The organism is Micromonospora sp. DT43, assembly GCF_049841645.1.
GTDB lineage: Bacteria > Actinomycetota > Actinomycetes > Mycobacteriales > Micromonosporaceae > Micromonospora.
The window spans coordinates 83635-100947 of sequence record NZ_JBNCKR010000003.1; the positions used below are offsets into that span (position 1 = coordinate 83635).

Consider the following 17313-nt stretch of genomic DNA (forward strand, 5'->3'; position numbering starts at 1 on the left):
ATGGCGCCTCCACCAGCGCGTGACACCGAGTCGCCGCAGCGGACGTACGGCAACTGGCGTCGGGGCGTCGGCGCGGGCCTGTTCGGTCTGGGGCCGGTGGCGACCCTGGTCATGTTCGCCATCGCCCTGCTGACCGTTCTGATGCTGGCCGTCTCGATCATCGCGGCGCTCGTCACGGCACTGCTCGGCCTCTGCATACTGGGACCGCTGGCCTTCCGCTTCAACGGACGGACCGGCCTGCAGGCCATCGCCGCGCGGATCGCCTGGTGGCGTGGCCGCTCGCGGCGGCAGCACGTCTACCTCTCCGGGGTCGCCTCCCGGGCCACCGGGTCGCACCAACTGCCGGGCATCCTGGCCCGCTCGGAGGTGTACGAGGTGGAGACCGGCCGGGCTGGCCGGATCGGCGTGGTCGTCGTTCCCCAGTCGCGGCACTACACGGTGACTCTGCGGTGTTCGCCCGAGGGCATCGACCTGGTCGACCAGTCGGCGGTCGACGCCCGGGTGGCCCACCTGGCGGGCTGGCTGGCGGCGTTGTGCAGGGAGCCCGGGCTGGTGCAGGCCGCCGTGACTGTGGAGACGACGCCGGACCCGGGCCATCTGCTGGCGGCCGAGGTGCACGGCAACATGGCCGATGATGCCCCCGACCTGGCCCGGCAGGTGTTGGGCGAAGTGGTCCGCCACTATCCTGCCGGCGCTGCCACCGTGGAGACCCTCGTCTCCCTGACCTACACCGTCCCGCCGGGCCGTCGCGGCCTCTCCCACGAGGACATGTGCCGCGAGGTCGCCGCCCGGCTGCCGCATCTGCACTCCGGGCTGTCGGCCGCCGGCGCGGGCGGGGTACACCCGGTGTCACCGCGAAGCCTGGCGGCGGCGGTACGCGCGGCGTACGACCCGGCGGTCGCCCACGACCTCAGTGGCGACCACAGTTTGGATGTGACCTGGGAGAACGCGGGGCCGGTGGCGGCCCGGGAAAGTTGGGACTCGTACCGGCACGACTCCGGGTTCTCCCGCACCTGGGGGATGGTGGAGGCGCCGCGCGGGGTGACCTTCTCGAACACCTTCTCCCGCCTGACCGACCCGGACCCGGAGTTGATGCGCAAGCGGGTCTCGTTGATCTATCGCCCGTACTCGCCCGCCGAGTCAGCCCGCCTGGTGGAGGCCGACAAGCGCGACGCGCGGTTCAATGCGACGAAGAAGGCGCGTCCGACCGCACGGGACCTGGTCGACCTCGGTTCCGCCGAGCAGGCGGCGCAGGAGGAGGCGGCCGGCGCGGGTGTCGTCCGCTTCACCCTCCTGGTCACCGCCACCGTTGCCAGCGCGGACGAGCTCGAACAGGCGGACCGGATCATCGCCTCCCGAGCGGCTGAGGCCCGACTTTCCCTCCGGCCCATGTACGGCGCCCAGGCCGCCACGTTCGCGGCCGGGCTGCCGGCCGGGGTGGTGCTACCCGTCCACGCCAGCGTTCCGTTCTAAGGGGTCTGTCTCGTATGTCCCGTCTGGATCCGCCGCGCCGTCGGCCCACCCGGTACGGCTACCCCGGCCCGGGTGGCGGGAAGGTGTCGTGGGTCGAGGGGCCGGTCGAGTACCGGGGCACCACAGTTCAGGTCTGCGGGCTGTGGCCGTTCGGCACTGGCGCGTCCACGCCGACCGTGGGCGCCCCGCTGGGCCGGCACCGGTACACGCAGGCGACTGTCTGTTTCGACCCCATCTCGTGGTACGAGCGGGCAAAGTTGATCAACAACCCGTCGGTGTGGATCCAGGCCGAGCCGGCCATGGGCAAGTCGACAAGCGTGCGCCGGATGCTCCTCAGCCTGGCGGCGCAGGGCGTCACGCCCCTGATCCTCGGCGACCTCAAGCCCGACTATGCCGACCTGGTGGCCGCGTTGGGTGGCCGGGTCCTGCGGGTCGGCCCCGGTCTGCACCGGCTCAACCCACTCGACGTGGGCCCCTGGCAGCAGGTGCTCGCCCGGGTCAGCGACCCGAAGGAAGCCGAGCAACTGCGGGCCGAGGTGGTCGACCGGCGACTCAACGCGGCTCTGGTGCTGGCCACCCTGACCCGGGGCGCGCCGCTCGCCTCCGACGAGATCACCGTTCTGGCGGCTGCGTTGCGGTTCCTCACGGAACGGGAGTCGAGCCAGCAGCCGGTCCTGTCGGACGTGCTGCGGATCGTCGAAGAGGGGCCGCAGCAGGTGCGCTGGGTGACCCTGTGGCACGACGAGAGTGATCTGCATCGCTATCGGGAGGAGACCGAGAACCTCCGCCGGACCCTGCGGGCCCTGATCCACGGGCCGCTCGGACCGACTGTGGAGGGCCAGACGACGGCGGCCATCGATCTCGACACCCGGGCGCTCTGCGTCGACATCTCCGGCATCAGCGAGACGAATCAGCTCCTGACGGCGGCCACCCTGGTCAGTACCTGGGCGGCGGGGTTCGGTCAGGTGGAGGCCGCGCACCGGTTGGCCGACCTGGGGTTGGCCCCGCCGCGCCGATTCTTTCTCGTGCTCGACGAGATGTGGCGTGCGCTGCGGGTGGGCCACGGCATGGTCGACCGGATCGACGCGCTGACCCGACTGAACCGGTCAAAGGGTACGGGAACCGCCTTCATCACCCATTCGCTCGGTGATCTGGAGGCGCTGGCGAGCGAGGAGGACCGGGCGAAGGCTCGCGGCTTCGCCGATCGGTGCGCGGTGTTGATGATCGGCGCCTGTTCCGAGCAGGAACTCGACGCCGTGTCCCGGGTACGGCCGTTGTCCCGTTCTGAGCGCAGTGAGGTCCTGTCCTGGTCAGCGCCGCCGTCGTGGACCACCGGGCCGGATGAGCAGGAGGTGCTCATCGGGCGCGGCAACTTTTTGATCAAGGTCGGCAACCGGCCGGGTATTCCGGTGCACCTTGAGCCCACGGAAATCGAGAAGCGTCTCGGCAACACCGATTTCCGGTGGAGCCGAACCTGAGTTGGTCGCCGATGCGATTCGGCGGTCCGGGACGCCGGATCGCGTACCCGCGGGGTTCGGGTGACATCTGGGGTGGTGTAGGGAGACCGCGTCCGTTGTCGCTAGACTTCACCACGATCCAGAACTGCCAGTTCAACCATGGAGTGGAGCATGACGGCCGACACCGACGCCCTACGGGAGGCACTGCTTCATGAGTTGGCCGAGGCCCGTGAGCCCGACGAGGTGGAGCGTGTCCGGGTCAAGTTCCTTGGCCAAAAGGACGGTTCGATCACCACTCTGATTCGTGGGACGAACTTCGGTGCTCTCGACAAGGACGAGCGGCGGGTCGTCGGCAACGAGCTCAGCGGGCTGAAGTCGTTCGCCGAGACGGCGATCCGGGACGCGCGGCAGCAGGTCGAGGCCGTGGCCGCCCGGCAGCGCCGGCGCGGCCTGGTCGACCTCACGCTCCCCGGTGAGCGGGTGAACGTCGGCAGCATCAACCCGGTCAACACGATCCAGCTCTTCCTGGAGGACGTGTTCCGCGGCATGGGCTTCATGGTCGAGCAGGGCTTCGAGGTGGAGACGGAGTACTACAACTTCGACGCTCTCAACGTGGCACGAGACCATCCCGCCAGGGACATGCAGGACACCTTCTGGCTGGACAGCGGCGCCCTGCTTCGGACTCACACCTCTGCCACGCAGGTCCGGGCGATGCGCAAGTACGGCACGCCGCTGCGGGCCATCTTCCCGGGCCGTTGCTTCCGGTACGAAGCCCTGGACGCCTCGCACGAGACCTCGTTCTATCAGTGCGAGGGTCTTATGGTCGACCGCGGCGTGACTGTCGCGAACCTGCTCTCCGTGATGCAGACGCTGCTCCGGCAGGTCTTCGAACGCGACGTGTCCGTGCGGCTTCGTCCCGGATACTTCCCGTTCGTCGAGCCGGGCTTCGAGCTCGACCTCTCCTGCCTCATCTGCAGCGGCGAGGGCTGCCGGGTCTGCAAGCACAGTGGCTGGGTGGAACTGATGCCCTGCGGAATGGTGCATCCCCGGGTGTTGGAAGCCGCAGGTGTCGACCCCGAGACGCACAGCGGTTTTGCATTCGGGCTCGGAATGACTCGATTGGCGATGCTCAAGTACGGAATCCCTGACATCCGCCTTTTCGATTCTGGTGACTGGCGCTTCTATCGGCAGTTCCCGGCCACCGTCTAGACGAACGGCTACTCGATGAAAATCTCCGTCAACTGGCTCTCCGACTATGTCGACCTGGACGACATGTCATCGGGGCAACTCGCCGAACGGCTGACCCTGGCCACGGCCGAGAGCGAGGGCGTCGAGACGGTGACAAACGTCGCCGACGCCGCGGTGGTCGCCCGGATCGTGGACGTGCAGGCGTTGTCCACAGGCGAGGGTGCGCGGCGGGCGCTGGTCACCCTGGACACCGGGGTGGGGGAGGCCGTCCGCACGGTCAGCACCGCGCCGAACGTCCGGCTCGGCCTCCGGGTCGCCTACGCGCCTCCCGGTGCCGCGCTGCCCGGCGGCGTCGTCGGGGTCGCCGACTTCGACGGGGTGGTGAGCACCGGAATGCTGTGCTCGGCCGCCGAGCTGGGCATCGGGTCGTCGCACGAGGTGGTGCTGGAGTGCCCGGACGACGCCGCCCTCGGAAAGCCGCTGTCGACCTGGATCCCCACCCGGGACGCCTTGATCGACTTCGACAACAAGAGCCTCACCCACCGGCCTGACCTGTGGGGGCACTACGGCTTCGCCCGTGAGGTGGCGGCGATCCTCGAACGGCCGCTGCGCCCGCTGGCGGTGGCCGACCTGTCGCGCTTCGACGACCTGCCGGCGTTCCCGGCCACCGACGACGCCCTCGACGACTGCCCGTGCTTCAGCTGCCTGGCGGTGGACATCGCGGCGAACGTGCCCTCCCCGCTGACCATGCAGGGGCGACTTCACCTGCTGGGTCAGCGCACCTTCAACGTGCTCGTCGACACCACGAACTACCTCATGCTTGAGCTGGGTCAGCCGACCCACGTCTACGACCGTCGCAAGGTCTCCGAGATCCGGGTCGCCCACGCAGGTGAGGTCTCCTCCTTCCGTACGCTCGACGGCCAGGAGCGTCAGCTGCAGTCGGACGACCTGCTGATCTACGGCGGTGACGGCCCGATCGGCCTGGCCGGGATCATGGGCGGGCAGGACAGCGGTGTCCGCGCCGACACCACCCAGATCCTGCTCGAGTCGGCGAACTTCCGGGCTGCCCGGGTCCGCCGCACCTCGGTCCGCCTGGGCCTGCGCACCGACGCCAGCCAGCGGTACGAGAAGAGTCAGCCGCCGTCGAACTCCCCGGTCGGCCTGGCCCGGCTGCTGCGACTGCTCGAGGACGCGGGCACCGCACCGACCCCGGTGTCCCGGGCCAGCGTGCTGGGTGACCCGGCGGATGCGCCCCGCATCATCACCATGCCGGCCACCTACATCCAGGAACGCGCCGGCGCGGAGCTGCCGCAGGAGCGGATCACCCAGATCCTCACCGGCCTGGGCTTCGGCGCCGAGGTGCGTCAGGACGAGCTGACGGTAAGCGTCCCGGCGTTCCGGGCCGCCCAGGACATCTCCCTCCCGGCGGACATTCTCGAAGAGGTGCTGCGCGTCCACGGGTACGCCTCGATCGAGCCCGTGGTGCCCAGCGGCGGTCTCGCCGCCACGAAGCTCAACGGGCCGGTCCGCCGCGAGCACAAGGCGCGTCGGCTGCTGGCTCAGGCGTACGGCTTCACCGAGGTGGAGAACTACCCCTGGCTCGACGACGACTGGAACGCCGAGCTCAAGTACGTCCCCGGGGAGAGCCTGCGGCTGCGCAACCCGGTGGCACCCGAGCGGTCCCGCCTCCGCAAGAGCCTGCTGCCGAACCTGCTGCGGGATGTCGCGGAGAACGTGGCGAACGTGGACGACTTCCGGCTGTTCGAGATCGGCCGCGTCTACCTGCCCGGCACCTACCCGCCGGACGCGCACAGCTCGGACCCGAGCAGCCACCTGGAGGAGGTCCGGCTGGCGGGGGCGAGCGTCCGCCCGGCCCGGTCCGGGTCGGTGGAGGAGCACTTCCGGCAGGTCAAGGGCGCGTTGGAGGATCTGGGCGCCATGCTGGCCGAGACGCCGGTGCGCACCGGCGCCGGGCACGAGGAGGCCGGCGATCCCTGGCAGGTACCGGACCTGTGGGCCGACATCCAGATCGGGGACACCACAGTCGGTTCGGTAGGGGTCCTGATGGGGCCCATCCTTGACACCGTGGCGCCGCAGCGGCAGGTGATCTGGTTCGAACTGGCCCTCAGCCTGCTCGACGCCCCGGTGTACCCGGAGCCGCACTACGAGTCGCTGCCCTCGGTGCCCGGTTCCCGGCAGGACTTCTCGCTGGTCTGGGCGGGCGACTACGAGGAGCTGGTGGCGACCCTGGACGAGTTCAGCCATCCGCTGGTCCAGCAGCGCGAGTTCGTCACGGTCTACCGGGGCAAGGGCCTGCCGCCGGGTACGGCGAGCTACACCTTCCGGTTCTGGCTCCAGGCGCCCGACCACACGCTCACCGGCGCCGAGCTGGAGGGCTTCCGGGACGAGTTCCTGACGTTCGTCAAGGAGCGGGGCATCACCCTGCGCTAGGGCCTGTGGACGTTCCCGGTCAGCGCGCTGACCGGGAACGCGTCCGGGTGGAAGCGAGGTCGCGGAGCCTCTCGGCGAAGGCCGGGAGGCTCGTGGCCAGGTTGTGCTGCTCGGCGAAGTAGCGGTAGGCGTTCTCGGACTGCCGCTGCCACGTCTCCGGCTGGTCGAGCAACTCGTCCAGTCGCCGACCGAGCAGGCCCATGTCGTCCCCTGCGGCGCTGCCGATGTCGGCCCGTCCGAGGAGTCCGTCGGGATCGACGGTCAGCGACAGGATCGGCGTGCCGACGCGGGCCGCCTGGATGAAGGTGTTCGGGAAGCCCTCCGCCGTCGAGGTGTTGACGAAGGTCAGGGCCCGGCTGAACAGGTCCTCGGTCTCCGCGAAGGGCACGAACTCCCGGAAGTCGACGTTCGGCAGGCGGGCGGCGCGGCGCGTCACCTCGTCGTAGAGCGCGCGTTCCCCCTCGTACGCCGGGCAGGCCATCACGAACGTCTGGTCGGGGCGCTCCGCCGCGAGGTCGAGCAGGGCCAGCGGGCGTTTCCAGCTCAGGCACCTGCCGACCCACAGCACGTGGTCGCGGGGGACGTCCGCCCGGGACGCGGCCGGGTAGACGGTCCGCTGCACGATGCTGTCCACGTCGAGGTGCTGGCGCAGCAGGGTCCGCTGATGCTCGGACTGTGCGAAGACCAGGTCGGCCGCGCGCAACCCCGCGAGATAGTACGTCCCCGCCAGGTACTGCCAGCCGCGCTGGTGCCGCCTGTCGCAGTCCCAGTCGTGGGCCGCCATGAAGGCGAACGCGCGCCCGCGGGTCCGGCAGTAGGTGGCGACGTCGCCGGTGAGGACGGCACCGCCGCGTTGGAGATAGATGTCGGCGTCCGCCCGGCGCAGCGCCCGCAGGTAGGCAGGCGCGGGCACCGGAATCCGGTCCCGGAAACGCGCGAAGGCGCGGCCCACCGGGGGCACCGCAAGCATGCGTACGCCCTGGTGGCGGCCGTCGACGTCGCCGTACTGCTCGACCACCATGCTCACGTCGAACTCGCCGGTCGCCGCCAGCCCGGTGGAGAGGTAGTAGAGCTGCACCTCGGCGCCACCGAAGACCCTCGTCGCCCGACCCGACGGATCGAACAGCTCGTATCCGTGGGGGTTGACGATGCACAGCCGGATGGGCCCGTTCACCGGGACGCCCCGACGGCCATGTCGCAGACGCGGACGAACTCGGCGAGGCAGCGGGCCGGGGCGTAGCGGTCCCAGGCGTAGGCCCAGCCGGCCTGGGCTACGGCGAGCCGAACCGCGGGGTCGGCGAGGTCGCCCAGCCGGGCCGGTACCTCCTCGGGGCGGCAGCACAGCCACTCCAGCCCCAGGTCGGCGAGCACCTCCAGGTAGGCGGGTGTGGCGGACACCAGCGTCGGCAGGCCGAGGGACATCGCCATGACCAGCCGGTTGTTGTCCTTGAGCGGCGCCTCCCGCTCGCCGTGCGCGAGGATGTGGACGTCGGCCCGCAGGAGGCTCGGCACGAAATCGTCCAGGTGGAACGGCACAAGCGGCACGCGGGGCAGGTCGCGTTCCGCGCCGGCCGGCCCGACGACGTACGTGTCCAACTCCGGCGGTACGGCGGCCAGCCAGGGCAGTGTGTGCCACAGACTCAACAGGTTGCCGAAGGAGCCGACGGTGCCGATCCGTTCGCGCACCGAGGGGGCGGGCCGGCGGGCGGGATGCTGGGCCGCGTCGATCATGCAGGGCAGGACCACGGCGTCCCGAGCGACCCCGCGCAACGAGTCGGCCCGTGCGTCGGAGTCGACTGTCACGACGGTGGCCAGCTTGCACAGCTCCTCCTCCGCCATGTCGGGCCAGCAGCCGAAGTCGTCGTCGATGTCGTACACGATGGGCACCCGGGCGTCCGTGGCCCGCCGGCACAGCTCCAGCACCGGCGGTCGGGCGTCCTTCTGCACGTACACCAGGTCGAAGGTGTCCACCCGCAGGTCGTGGACGGCGGCCGACCCCGGCGGCGCGACCGTCACGTCGAACGTGGGCGGCAAGCCCGCCACGAGGTCGTACAGGCGTAACCGGCTCGACGCGGTGTCCCGCCCGGCGATCGGCACCGCCAGCAGCCGCAGGCCCACTGTCACCAACCGCCCCGGATGACGTCGACGATGTGCTGACGGTCGGTGTCGGTGACCCACCAGCCCACCGGGATCGACACCACCTGGTCGGCGAAGGAGTCCAGCCCGGGCAGCAGTTGGCGGTACTCGCGGGCGCAGCTGTGCGTGTCGTTGCGGTGGTGCACCGGGCTGGAGTCGATGCCCCGCTCGGCGAGCCGGTCCATGAACGCCTGCCGTCGCTGGACGAGCAGGGAGTAGAGCCAGAAGGACGACTGTCGGTCGTCGGCACGTTCGGTCATCCGGATGCCGGCTACGTCCTTGAGTTCGCGGTCGTAGAACGCCGCGTTGTCCTGGTGCCGGGCCACCCGACCGTCGACCTCGGCCAGGTTCGCCAAGCCGATGGCCGCGTTGATGTCGTTGAGGTGGAACTTGAAGCCGTACTCGGCGACGTCGTGTTCGCAGCGGAAACTCTGGCCCCGGTCCCGATCGATGCCGTACCAGCGCAGCAGCCGCGCCCGCTCGGCCAGCTGCGGGTCGGGCAGCACGAGCAGGCCGCCGTCGCCAGTCGTCAGGTGCTTGATCGCCTGGAAGCTGAACACCGCGATGTTGCCGTGGTTGCCCAGCGGACGGCCACCGAAGGTCGAACCCCAGGCGTGGGCGCAGTCCTCGATCACCACGGGCCGGTGGCCGAAGGTCCGCTCGGCGTCGTCCAGGATCCGGCTCAGGCGGTCCAGGTCGACCGGGTAGCCCGCCCAGTGGACCACCACCACCGCCCGGGTCCGCTCGGTGATCTTGCGCGCCAGATCGGTCAGGTCGACGTTGAGGGTGGCCGGGTCGACGTCCACCCAGCGGATCCGCAGGCCGTTCGCCAGGATCGGCCAGTTCGTGGCCGTACACGTCAACGGCGACGTGAGGACCTCGCCCGGCACCGACACGTCGGCGCCGCCGGGACCACCCGCGCCGGCCACCATGTGCAGCGCGAGGTGCAGACCCGAGGTGGCGCTGTTGACAGTCACCACGTTCGGGTTGCCGATCCGCTCCCGCAGCGCGTCCTCGAACTCCTCGACCCGGGGACCCTGGCCGATGTAGCCGCTGGACAGAACGTCGCTGACCAGGCGGCCCGCGTCGGCGGACATGCCTACCTTGAACAGGGGAATCACGCGCATTCCTTCCGCTGTGGCCCGGACGTCAGATGTTGCCCAGGCCCGCCTGGGCGCCCGTCTGCACGGCGGCAGGCCGTGCCGTGGCTGCCGGGGCAACCGGCCGGGCACGGGTGGACCCGCTGGCCGAGGTGCCGCTCTCCTCCTTGATCGCCTCGGCGAAGAGCAGGTAGCGGTTGTGCGAGACCGACATGTCCACAGCGGTCGGGTAGTACTCCCGGTAGAAGAGCTCGGCCAGTTCCTCCGGCCGGACGATCTCCCCCTGCACCTGGAAGGTGAGATCCATCGGGTGGTTCAGGTCGTACGAGACGATGCCGAACTTCTCCGTCTCCCGGAACACGTCGGAGTTGGCCGAGATCCGGTAGCGGCCCACCGAAACGGCGTCCACCACGCCCCGCAGCGACTGCAGGTCGGCGATGTCCGCGCGGACCTCCGCGGGGGTCTGGGACGGCAGCCCGGAGATCAGCCAGACCCAGGACCGGATCCCCGCCCGGTCGACGTCCCGCAGCGTCTGGAAGATGTCGGCACGTCGGATGCCCTTGCGCACCACGTTGAGGACCCGCTGCTGGAACGACTCGACACCGAACAGGATCAGCCGACAGCCGTTGGCGTAGCTACGCCGCAGGGAGTCGTAGTCGACCTCCTTGGCGATCTTCGAATAGTTGGACCAGCGGAAGACGCCGGCCAGGTCGCGCCGCTCGATCTCGTCGTTCAGATCGGTCATCCACTGCGGTTCGATGGCCTCGTCGACGAACTGGAGATGGGTGACGCCGAACCGGTTGCGCAGGTCCTCCATGTGATCGACCACCTGAGTCGAGGTCTTCGGCCGGTAGTGCAGCCGGTAGCCCTCCTCGTGGTCGCAGAACGCGCAGATGCCCCAGTGGCATCCCCGGGAGCCCTGGTACGGCACCACGGGCCAGGGCATCAGGTAACCGTCGTGCAGATCGAAACCGGTGTAGTCGTACTGGGCGAGGGTGTTCACCTGCTCGTACCGCTTGACCGGCAGCAACGCCCGCTCCAACGGCTGCGGGATGAGCCCGCCGATGAAGTTCGCGTCGCGCGGGTTGCGGGAGATCGTGATGGTCCGCCTCCAGCCGGGACCGTGCGTCTGCTGGGCCGCCCGAGCTCGGCGGGCGAGGCCCAGAATCGCGCTCTCGCCCTCACCGAGGCAGAGGAAGTCCGGCAGATCCCGCCACCAGGACTCGGGTCGGCCGGCCTTCTCGTGGGTGTAGCGGATGTCGCTGCCACCCCACAGGATGATCCCGTCGAACCCCGCCTCCCGCAGCCAGTAGCTGATCGCGATACTGGGCACCAACTGCTGCTCGCCAAGCAACGAGAGGCCGACCACGACCGGCTCCTCACGGCGGATCAGCGGCATCACCCGGGACAGGAACAGCTCACGCATCGGCTTCCAGGCCGCGTGGTCGAGCACGCCCGGGTCGGCCATCAGCCGCCCGATGTCCGGATCCTGCCGGACGAAGTACCCGTAGTGGACGATCGCGTCGAGCACGTTGAGCCGGCCCATGTCCCACTCGGCGATCGCACGGCGGTGGCGGGGGAGGCTCAGGACCGACTCGGCGATGTCGTGGTGGCGCAACACGTCCGGCACGAACTCGCGCATGCCGAGCACCACCTTGTGCTCGTGCGGCACCCGGCTGTCGAAGACGTCCCGATCCCGTAGGTCGCTCAGCGAGCCTCCGACGATCTCGTCGTACTGCGCGGCGAAGAAGATCTGGTTGAAGTCGATCTGGGCGGCCGGCACCGAGTTGGCGCGCAGGTGCCCGAGTAACGCCGCGGTCGACGCGGGCGGCCCGTACGGGTCCCAGAATGGCGGGTGGATCAAGACGACGTCAGCGGACATGGCGCTCTCCTGAGGGCTGGGCGGACGGGAGCGGGGTCATCGGCCGGTCACCGTTGCTGCGGGCTGCGCGTCGGCGTCTCGCAGCGCCGCCACGACCTGCCGGCGGATCAGCGCGCGAATGTCGGTTCGCGGCCGAAGACCGGTAAGCGAGTGCAGGTGGGTGGGGTCGGCAAGGGTGGCGTTCGGGTCGTCGGCGTCGACCGGGTGCCGGGTCACGGTGATCGGGCGGTCGAGAGCGTCGCGCAGGGCGTCCAGCATCTGGCCCAGGGAGTGCGCCTGGCCGGTGCCGATGTTCACGGTGCCCGGCACTCCCCGGTCGGCCAGGGCGCGTACCGCCGCGACCAGGTCGAGGACGTCGACGAGGTCGCGGCTGCGACTCAGGTCGCCGAAGACCGGCACCGCGCGCCCCTCCAGCCCGGCCCGGATCCATCCGGCGAGGCCCATGTCCGGGCGTTGCCGCTCGCCCGCGACGGTGAAGAACCGGGCCGTGACGACCAGGGCGCCCCGTTCCCGCTGTGCGGCGCAGTGGTGCTCCATCTCCAGCTTGCTCTGCGCGTAGCCGCCCCGGGGGCGCAGCGGGAAGTCCTCCCGGCAGGGACGGCCGTCGGAGCCGCCGTAGACCGACGACGACGAGGCCACGACAAGCGGCGTCCCTCGCGGTACGTGGCGCAGCACCTGCTCGGTCGACAGCACGTTGTCGCGCCGCCGTCGCCACTGCACGTCGGGGCTGCGGTCCCGGACGCCCGGGCAACCGGCCAGGTGGAACACCGCGTCCGCGGTCCGCAACGCCTCCACCGCCTCGTCACAGGGGTCGCTCAGGTCGGCGATCAGCGGTTGGAGACCGGGTGCCTGTGACATGTCCCGCCGGTCGATCCCGATCACCGTCTCGCCGGCACCCCGTAACTGTGCGACGAGGTGCCCAGCGATGAAGCCCGCTGCTCCAGTAACGACTACCGCCATTCCGTTCCCTTCGCGTCGGGGTGTGCTCCGGACCCGCCGTCAGCCGTGCCGCGCCTCGAATTCCTTCAGGAAGCCGGTGAGGGCGTGCACCCCCGCTTCGGGCATGCCGAGGTAGAGGCAGGCCCGAAGGCCGCCGACCGAGGGGTGCCCGCGTAGGCCGTGCAGGCCCGCCGCCTCCGCCTCGGCGAGGAACGTCTGGGTGAGGAGGGGATCGGTGAGGCGGAAGGGGACGCTGGCGGATGCCCGGGAGCCCACCTCCACGGGTGCGCTGAAGAGACCGGAGTCGTCGATCGCCGCGTAGAGCAGCTCGCTGCGCCGGCGACTGGCGGCGCACACGGCAGCCGTGCCGCCCTGCTCCCGGACCCAGTCGAGCATCAACCCCGCGACGTACCAGGGAAAGACGGGCGGGGTGGTGAAGCGGCTCCGGGTGCGTTCGTGCACCGCGTAGTCGAACGTGGTGGGCGTACGCGGATCCGCGTGCCCGATCAGGTCACGGTGGACGATCACCACTGTCATCCCGACGACGCCCAGGTTCTTCTGGGACGAGGCGTACGCCAGGCCGAGGCGGCGTACGTCCAGGTCCGCGCTGAACAGCGCCGAGGACACGTCCGCCACCACCGTCGCCCCGCCCGAGTCCGGCACGTGGTCGAACTGCACCCCGTGCACCGTCTCGACCGGCGTGTAGTGCAGGTACGCGGCCCGCTCGTCCCACCTCGGTTCGCCGGGGCGGGAAGCGCGGCGGAAACCGACCGCCTCGGTCGACGCCGCCACGTTCACCTCGGCGTACCGGCGCGCGTCCTGAATGGCCTTGCCCGACCAGAGCCCGGTGTGCAGGTAGTCGACGTGTCGCCTGCCGCGCAGCAGGTTCATCGGCACCATTGCGAACTGGTTCGAGGCGCCCCCGTGCAGGAACAGCACCGCGTAGTCGTCCGGGACGCCGAGCAGGTCCCGCAGATCCGACTCGACCTGGTCGAACATGGCCAGCAGCGTCTCGTCCCACTGGCTCAGCTCCAGCACGGAGAAGCCGGTGCCGCGCCAGTCACCCAGGTCGTTTCTGATCCGCTCGCGTACCGGGGCAGGCAGCATCACCGGCCCCGCGCTGAACGTGTACCCACCCCGTGTGGTCATCCTGACCTCAGGTCAGCAACCGGACGGAGAAGTCGCTCGCGTCCGGTTCGTGACGCAACTGCAGCCAGGTCTGCAGGGTCACCCGAGGCGGGTCGTCGAAGCCCAGCACCATGTGCGGCAGCGCCGGGTTCCAGACCACCAGGTCGCCGACGTTCGGTTGGACCACGCAGCTCGGCGCCTCCGTCGGAATCTCCCCGTCCGCGAACCGGTACGCCCCGGTGGACTGCCGGTAGGGACCGTCGTGCCGCCAGATCCGGGTGCCGCCGCCGGTGCCCGGCATCCGTAGGTACACGTTCGCGGTGAGGCAGTCGCGACGGCCGACGTCCGCGTGGACAAGCTGCCGGGACGACTCCATCACGCGGCCGACGCCGGAGAGGCGGACGGTGCTGCCGTCGCGGTACAGACCGGCGCCGAGGGGCGCGACCTCGTCGAGTTCGAGCCGGAGTCGGTCGATGGGCGCGAGCTCGGGCGACGCGGCCGACCGGATCGCGCGGATCATCGAGACCGGATCCTGCTGCCTGGGGGCGCCCTCGGGCGGTGTGTCGATCGGCCCCACCCGGTCCACGTCGGTCTCCGTGAACCGGTCCTCGGCCTGGATACCGGCCTCCGTGCCGCGAGCCCACCGGGCGCGGTAGTTCACCCGCTCCGGGTGCTCCACGAGCAGCGCCGAGATGAGCTCCGCGGCCCGGGGCGTGCAGTAGCCGGGCACGACAGCGGCGGCGATCTGTTCCGTACGCAGCTGAACGAGCAACTCGGCGCTCAGCCGGTCGACCGTGCGGACCTCCCAGGTCACGATGACGGCTCCTTCTCGTCCTTGGTGAGTGTCAGCAGGTGGTACTCGTAGAAGCGACACGGGTGCGCCGCCGTGTTCGCGGCCAGGAACCTGGTCAGCTCGTGAGGGTCGACGCCCCACCGGACGCGGGCCCAGCGGGCCGCGGCCCTGCGGACCAGGTCGTTGTCGTGGCCGAGCCAGCGCAGCAGCCGGAGGAACTCGTGATGACGGGGGCCGAAGACCCCGTCGGTCAGGTCGCTGTGCGCGGTCGGCCGCAACCCGACGGCGGCGAAGTGGGCTTCGACTGTGGTTCGGGTCGGTATGTCGCGTGGCTGCTCGGCGAAGAACTCGGCGACCCGCCGGAGATGCGTCCGCTGTTCGTCGGGGAAGTCGGCGTAGTTCCGGGCCAACGCGATGTACGCCAGCACGATCCGACCACCGGGCCGCAGCACCCGAGCCAGTTCGGCCACGAGAGCCGCCTTGTCGGCGATGTGGGACAGCAGCTCGACGCTCAGGATCGCGTCGAACGTGGCGTCGAGAAAGGGCAGGCGCTCGGCGTTCGCCGCGACGAACCCGGGCCGCCCCGGGGCGACGACCCGGGCACGGGCCAACTGAAGTTGATCGATGTTGAGGCCGACGGGGCGGGCGTCGGGACACCTGCGCGTGATGAGGCCTACCATTCCGCCGCTGCCGCAGCCGACGTCCAACAGCCGTTCACCGCTCGCCGGTGCCACCGCGTCCAGCACCATCTGCGCCATTCGCCGCTGACGCACCGAGGTCGTGCCCGGCCGGACCGGGTCGGACGCGAAACCCAGGTTCATGAAGCCGAGGTTCCCGCCGGCGGCGACGACCCGTGCGAAGCTGCCGACGCTGTAGGTGTGCGCCATCCGGTGGAGGTGGGACTGTGCGGTAGTGGTCATGCCGCCGGCACCGCCCGGCGGTCCGCGTGATCCACGCCAGCGGCTTCGGGCTCGTCGACGGCGACGGACCAGTCGTTGCGGAGCACGACCTGGATGCCACCGGCAGTTTCGGCCCGCAGCCGCAGCGCCGCCGCCGCGTCCTCCATCGGGTACGCGTGGGTACGCAGCCGACCCAGCGCGAGCACCCCGTCGTAGGCCAACTGCAACGCCTCCCGCCAGATCGCGCGGGCCTCGCGTACACCGCCGATCCGCTCGCCCTCCTTGATCAGCGAGACGCTGCGGTGGTGCAGGGCCAGCACGTCGATGCGCGCCTCGTCGTCGAGCCCTCCGTACGCGACGATGCGCGAACGCGGGCGCATCAGCGGCGTGATCTCGTCTACGACACCGGTGGGCGTGGCCGCGATGGCGACGTCGAAGCCGTGCGGATAGTCCGCGGCCAGCGTGCCGGCGACCTCGGCGAGCGTGCCGGTCCGGACGTCGTGGGCGCCGAACTCACGGGCGAGGGTGCCCTTGGCCGGATCGGGATCGACCACCACCAGTCGCCGGCAGCCGTGCACCGCGACCAGCCTGGTGATCAGCAGGCCGCTGACCCCCTGGCCCACGACCAGCACGTCGCTGTTCCGCTCGATGCCGGTACGCCAGGCCGCCATCGCCACTCCCGGCAGCACCTCCAGCAGGCATCCGTCGACGAGCGGGATGCGGTCGTCGAAGACGAGGGAGTTGGTGGGGGTGGTGACGAGGTGCTCGGTGAGCGCGCCCCACCCCTCCACGCAGCTGACCCGGTCACCGAGGCGGATGCCACCGACACCCGGGCCCACCTGGTCCACCGTGCCGGAGACGGCGTGCCCGACCACCGGCAGGCCGTGGCGAACCTTCGGCGGCCGGCGACCCTGGAAGATCTCGACGTCTGATCCGCAGATCCCCACGGCGGCGACCCGGAGCCGGATTTCTCCGGGGCCCGCGACGGGGGTCGCCACCTCCGCCGGGACGAGTTTCCCGGGCCCCGGAATCGTCCACAGCCTCATCGCGCGCCCTCGTCGAGGAGGGCCGCTGCGGAGGTGGGCCACGAGGTGGCCGTCGGGGTTCGCGCGGCGGACGGGTAGTAGAAGTTGACCAGGACCGCGGGCACCTGGACCACCGATTCCCTGCCGTACGCGCGGATGATCCGTTCGGCGAGGTCGAGGTCGTTGTGGCGGCGGTAGGGGCAGCGCCGCCCCTGGTGCTCGTTGACCCAGGCCCGACGCGGATGGACGGTGTGCCAGAGCGAGCCGAGCGCCCGGAAGACGGACGCCCGGTGCATCATCTCGTTGGTGTCCACGTACTGCGACAGACCGAGGGACTCCGGGACGAGCTCGTCCTGAGCGAACACGACCCAGCCGGGGCCGCGCTGGACTGCGGTTCGGCTGTCTGCGGCGATCACCTGGTCGAGTTGGTCGGGGTGGTGGTGGTTGCGGGACCTGCAGTAGACGAGCTGCGCGTCGGGTCGTTCCACCAGGACCTGGGCCAGGGTGGCAAGCGTCGGGGGCTCCCAGCGGTTGTCGGCGTCCAGGTAGGCGATCAGGGTGCCCCGGGCGACCTGGAGGCCGTTGTTGCGGGGTTCCCACTGGATGATGCCGCGGCGGCTGTTGGTCGTGTTGGTGACCACCCGGACCCGGTTGTCCAGTGCCCGGTAGTGCTCCGCCACCCGGGCGGTCCCGTCGGTGGACGCGTCGTCCACGATGATCAACTCAAGGTCACGCAGGCTCTGGTCGAGCACGCTCTCGATGGCGTCCGGGAGCACCCGCTCGACATTGAAGGCCGGCATGATCACCGAAATGAGGGGCTCGCCCTCGTGGGAGGTCGGCAC

At 70.4% G+C, this 17313-nt stretch carries 14 protein-coding genes; 4 read left to right on the forward strand and 10 right to left on the reverse strand.

Features of this window, described 5'->3' with window-relative positions:
* The 4 genes from ACLQ26_RS08175 (at position 1) to pheT (ending at position 6569) form a co-directional block, all read left to right on the forward strand.
* A complete protein-coding gene (locus ACLQ26_RS08175) occupies positions 1-1473 on the forward strand; it encodes an SCO6880 family protein (RefSeq protein ID WP_425743859.1) in 1473 nt (490 codons plus the stop codon).
* A 14-nt stretch (positions 1474-1487) separates the two neighbouring features.
* A complete protein-coding gene (locus tag ACLQ26_RS08180; protein WP_425743860.1) occupies positions 1488-2951 on the forward strand; it encodes an ATP/GTP-binding protein in 1464 nt (487 codons plus the stop codon).
* 150 nt (positions 2952-3101) lie between these two features.
* Positions 3102-4139 (forward strand): phenylalanine--tRNA ligase subunit alpha, encoded by a 1038-nt coding sequence (pheS, locus tag ACLQ26_RS08185; protein ID WP_425743861.1) that lies wholly within the window; start codon positions 3102-3104, stop codon positions 4137-4139.
* Positions 4140-4154: 15 nt separating this feature from the next.
* A complete protein-coding gene (gene pheT / locus ACLQ26_RS08190) occupies positions 4155-6569 on the forward strand; it encodes a phenylalanine--tRNA ligase subunit beta (protein ID WP_425743862.1) in 2415 nt (804 codons plus the stop codon).
* A 19-nt stretch (positions 6570-6588) separates the two neighbouring features.
* On the opposite strand, the gene ACLQ26_RS08195 is transcribed toward pheT, so the two are convergent.
* The 10 genes from ACLQ26_RS08195 to ACLQ26_RS08240 are packed head-to-tail and all read right to left on the reverse strand — an operon-like array spanning position 6589 to position 17313.
* The gene (locus tag ACLQ26_RS08195; RefSeq protein WP_425743863.1) at positions 6589-7743 is read right to left on the reverse strand and encodes a glycosyltransferase family 4 protein; all 1155 of its coding nucleotides are present in this window, start codon (positions 7741-7743) and stop codon (positions 6589-6591) included.
* Entirely contained in the window at positions 7740-8693 is a 954-nt protein-coding gene (locus tag ACLQ26_RS08200) for a hypothetical protein (protein WP_425743864.1), read from the reverse strand. Before ACLQ26_RS08200 ends, ACLQ26_RS08195 begins: the two co-directional genes overlap by 4 nt.
* Positions 8690-9826: a DegT/DnrJ/EryC1/StrS family aminotransferase gene (locus tag ACLQ26_RS08205; protein ID WP_425743865.1), complete on the reverse strand. Its 1137-nt coding sequence runs from the start codon at positions 9824-9826 to the stop codon at positions 8690-8692. Before ACLQ26_RS08205 ends, ACLQ26_RS08200 begins: the two co-directional genes overlap by 4 nt.
* Before the next feature lie 28 nt (positions 9827-9854).
* A complete protein-coding gene (locus ACLQ26_RS08210) occupies positions 9855-11687 on the reverse strand; it encodes a B12-binding domain-containing radical SAM protein (protein ID WP_425743866.1) in 1833 nt (610 codons plus the stop codon).
* A gap of 36 nt (positions 11688-11723) precedes the next feature.
* Positions 11724-12647 (reverse strand): NAD-dependent epimerase/dehydratase family protein, encoded by a 924-nt coding sequence (locus ACLQ26_RS08215; RefSeq protein WP_425743867.1) that lies wholly within the window; start codon positions 12645-12647, stop codon positions 11724-11726.
* A 39-nt stretch (positions 12648-12686) separates the two neighbouring features.
* The gene (gene serC, locus ACLQ26_RS08220; protein WP_425743868.1) at positions 12687-13775 is read right to left on the reverse strand and encodes a 3-phosphoserine/phosphohydroxythreonine transaminase; all 1089 of its coding nucleotides are present in this window, start codon (positions 13773-13775) and stop codon (positions 12687-12689) included.
* Between the two features lie 7 nt (positions 13776-13782).
* The gene (locus tag ACLQ26_RS08225) at positions 13783-14568 is read right to left on the reverse strand and encodes a hypothetical protein (RefSeq protein WP_425743869.1); all 786 of its coding nucleotides are present in this window, start codon (positions 14566-14568) and stop codon (positions 13783-13785) included.
* Positions 14565-15467 carry a methyltransferase domain-containing protein gene (locus tag ACLQ26_RS08230; RefSeq protein ID WP_425743870.1) on the reverse strand — a complete coding sequence of 301 codons (903 nt, stop codon included), beginning with the start codon at positions 15465-15467 and terminating at the stop codon, positions 14565-14567. The genes ACLQ26_RS08225 and ACLQ26_RS08230 overlap by 4 nt, the downstream gene beginning before the upstream one ends.
* Complete coding sequence (locus ACLQ26_RS08235) at positions 15464-16492, reverse strand: zinc-dependent alcohol dehydrogenase (RefSeq protein ID WP_425743871.1); 1029 nt, start codon at positions 16490-16492, stop codon at positions 15464-15466. The genes ACLQ26_RS08230 and ACLQ26_RS08235 overlap by 4 nt, the downstream gene beginning before the upstream one ends.
* On the reverse strand, positions 16489-17313 hold the full coding sequence (locus ACLQ26_RS08240) for a glycosyltransferase family 2 protein (protein ID WP_425743872.1): 825 nt from the start codon (positions 17311-17313) through the stop codon (positions 16489-16491). Before ACLQ26_RS08240 ends, ACLQ26_RS08235 begins: the two co-directional genes overlap by 4 nt.

Coding starts and splice junctions, on each gene's coding strand:
- ACLQ26_RS08175 (WP_425743859.1), top strand. CDS start 1: ATGGCGCCTCCACCAGCGCGTGACACCGAGTCGCCGCAGCGGACGTAC.
- ACLQ26_RS08180 (WP_425743860.1), top strand. CDS start 1,488: ATGTCCCGTCTGGATCCGCCGCGCCGTCGGCCCACCCGGTACGGCTAC.
- pheS (WP_425743861.1), top strand. CDS start 3,102: ATGACGGCCGACACCGACGCCCTACGGGAGGCACTGCTTCATGAGTTG.
- pheT (WP_425743862.1), top strand. CDS start 4,155: ATGAAAATCTCCGTCAACTGGCTCTCCGACTATGTCGACCTGGACGAC.
- ACLQ26_RS08210 (WP_425743866.1), bottom strand. CDS start 11,687: ATGTCCGCTGACGTCGTCTTGATCCACCCGCCATTCTGGGACCCGTAC.
- ACLQ26_RS08215 (WP_425743867.1), bottom strand. CDS start 12,647: ATGGCGGTAGTCGTTACTGGAGCAGCGGGCTTCATCGCTGGGCACCTC.
- serC (WP_425743868.1), bottom strand. CDS start 13,775: ATGACCACACGGGGTGGGTACACGTTCAGCGCGGGGCCGGTGATGCTG.
- ACLQ26_RS08230 (WP_425743870.1), bottom strand. CDS start 15,467: ATGACCACTACCGCACAGTCCCACCTCCACCGGATGGCGCACACCTAC.
- ACLQ26_RS08235 (WP_425743871.1), bottom strand. CDS start 16,492: ATGAGGCTGTGGACGATTCCGGGGCCCGGGAAACTCGTCCCGGCGGAG.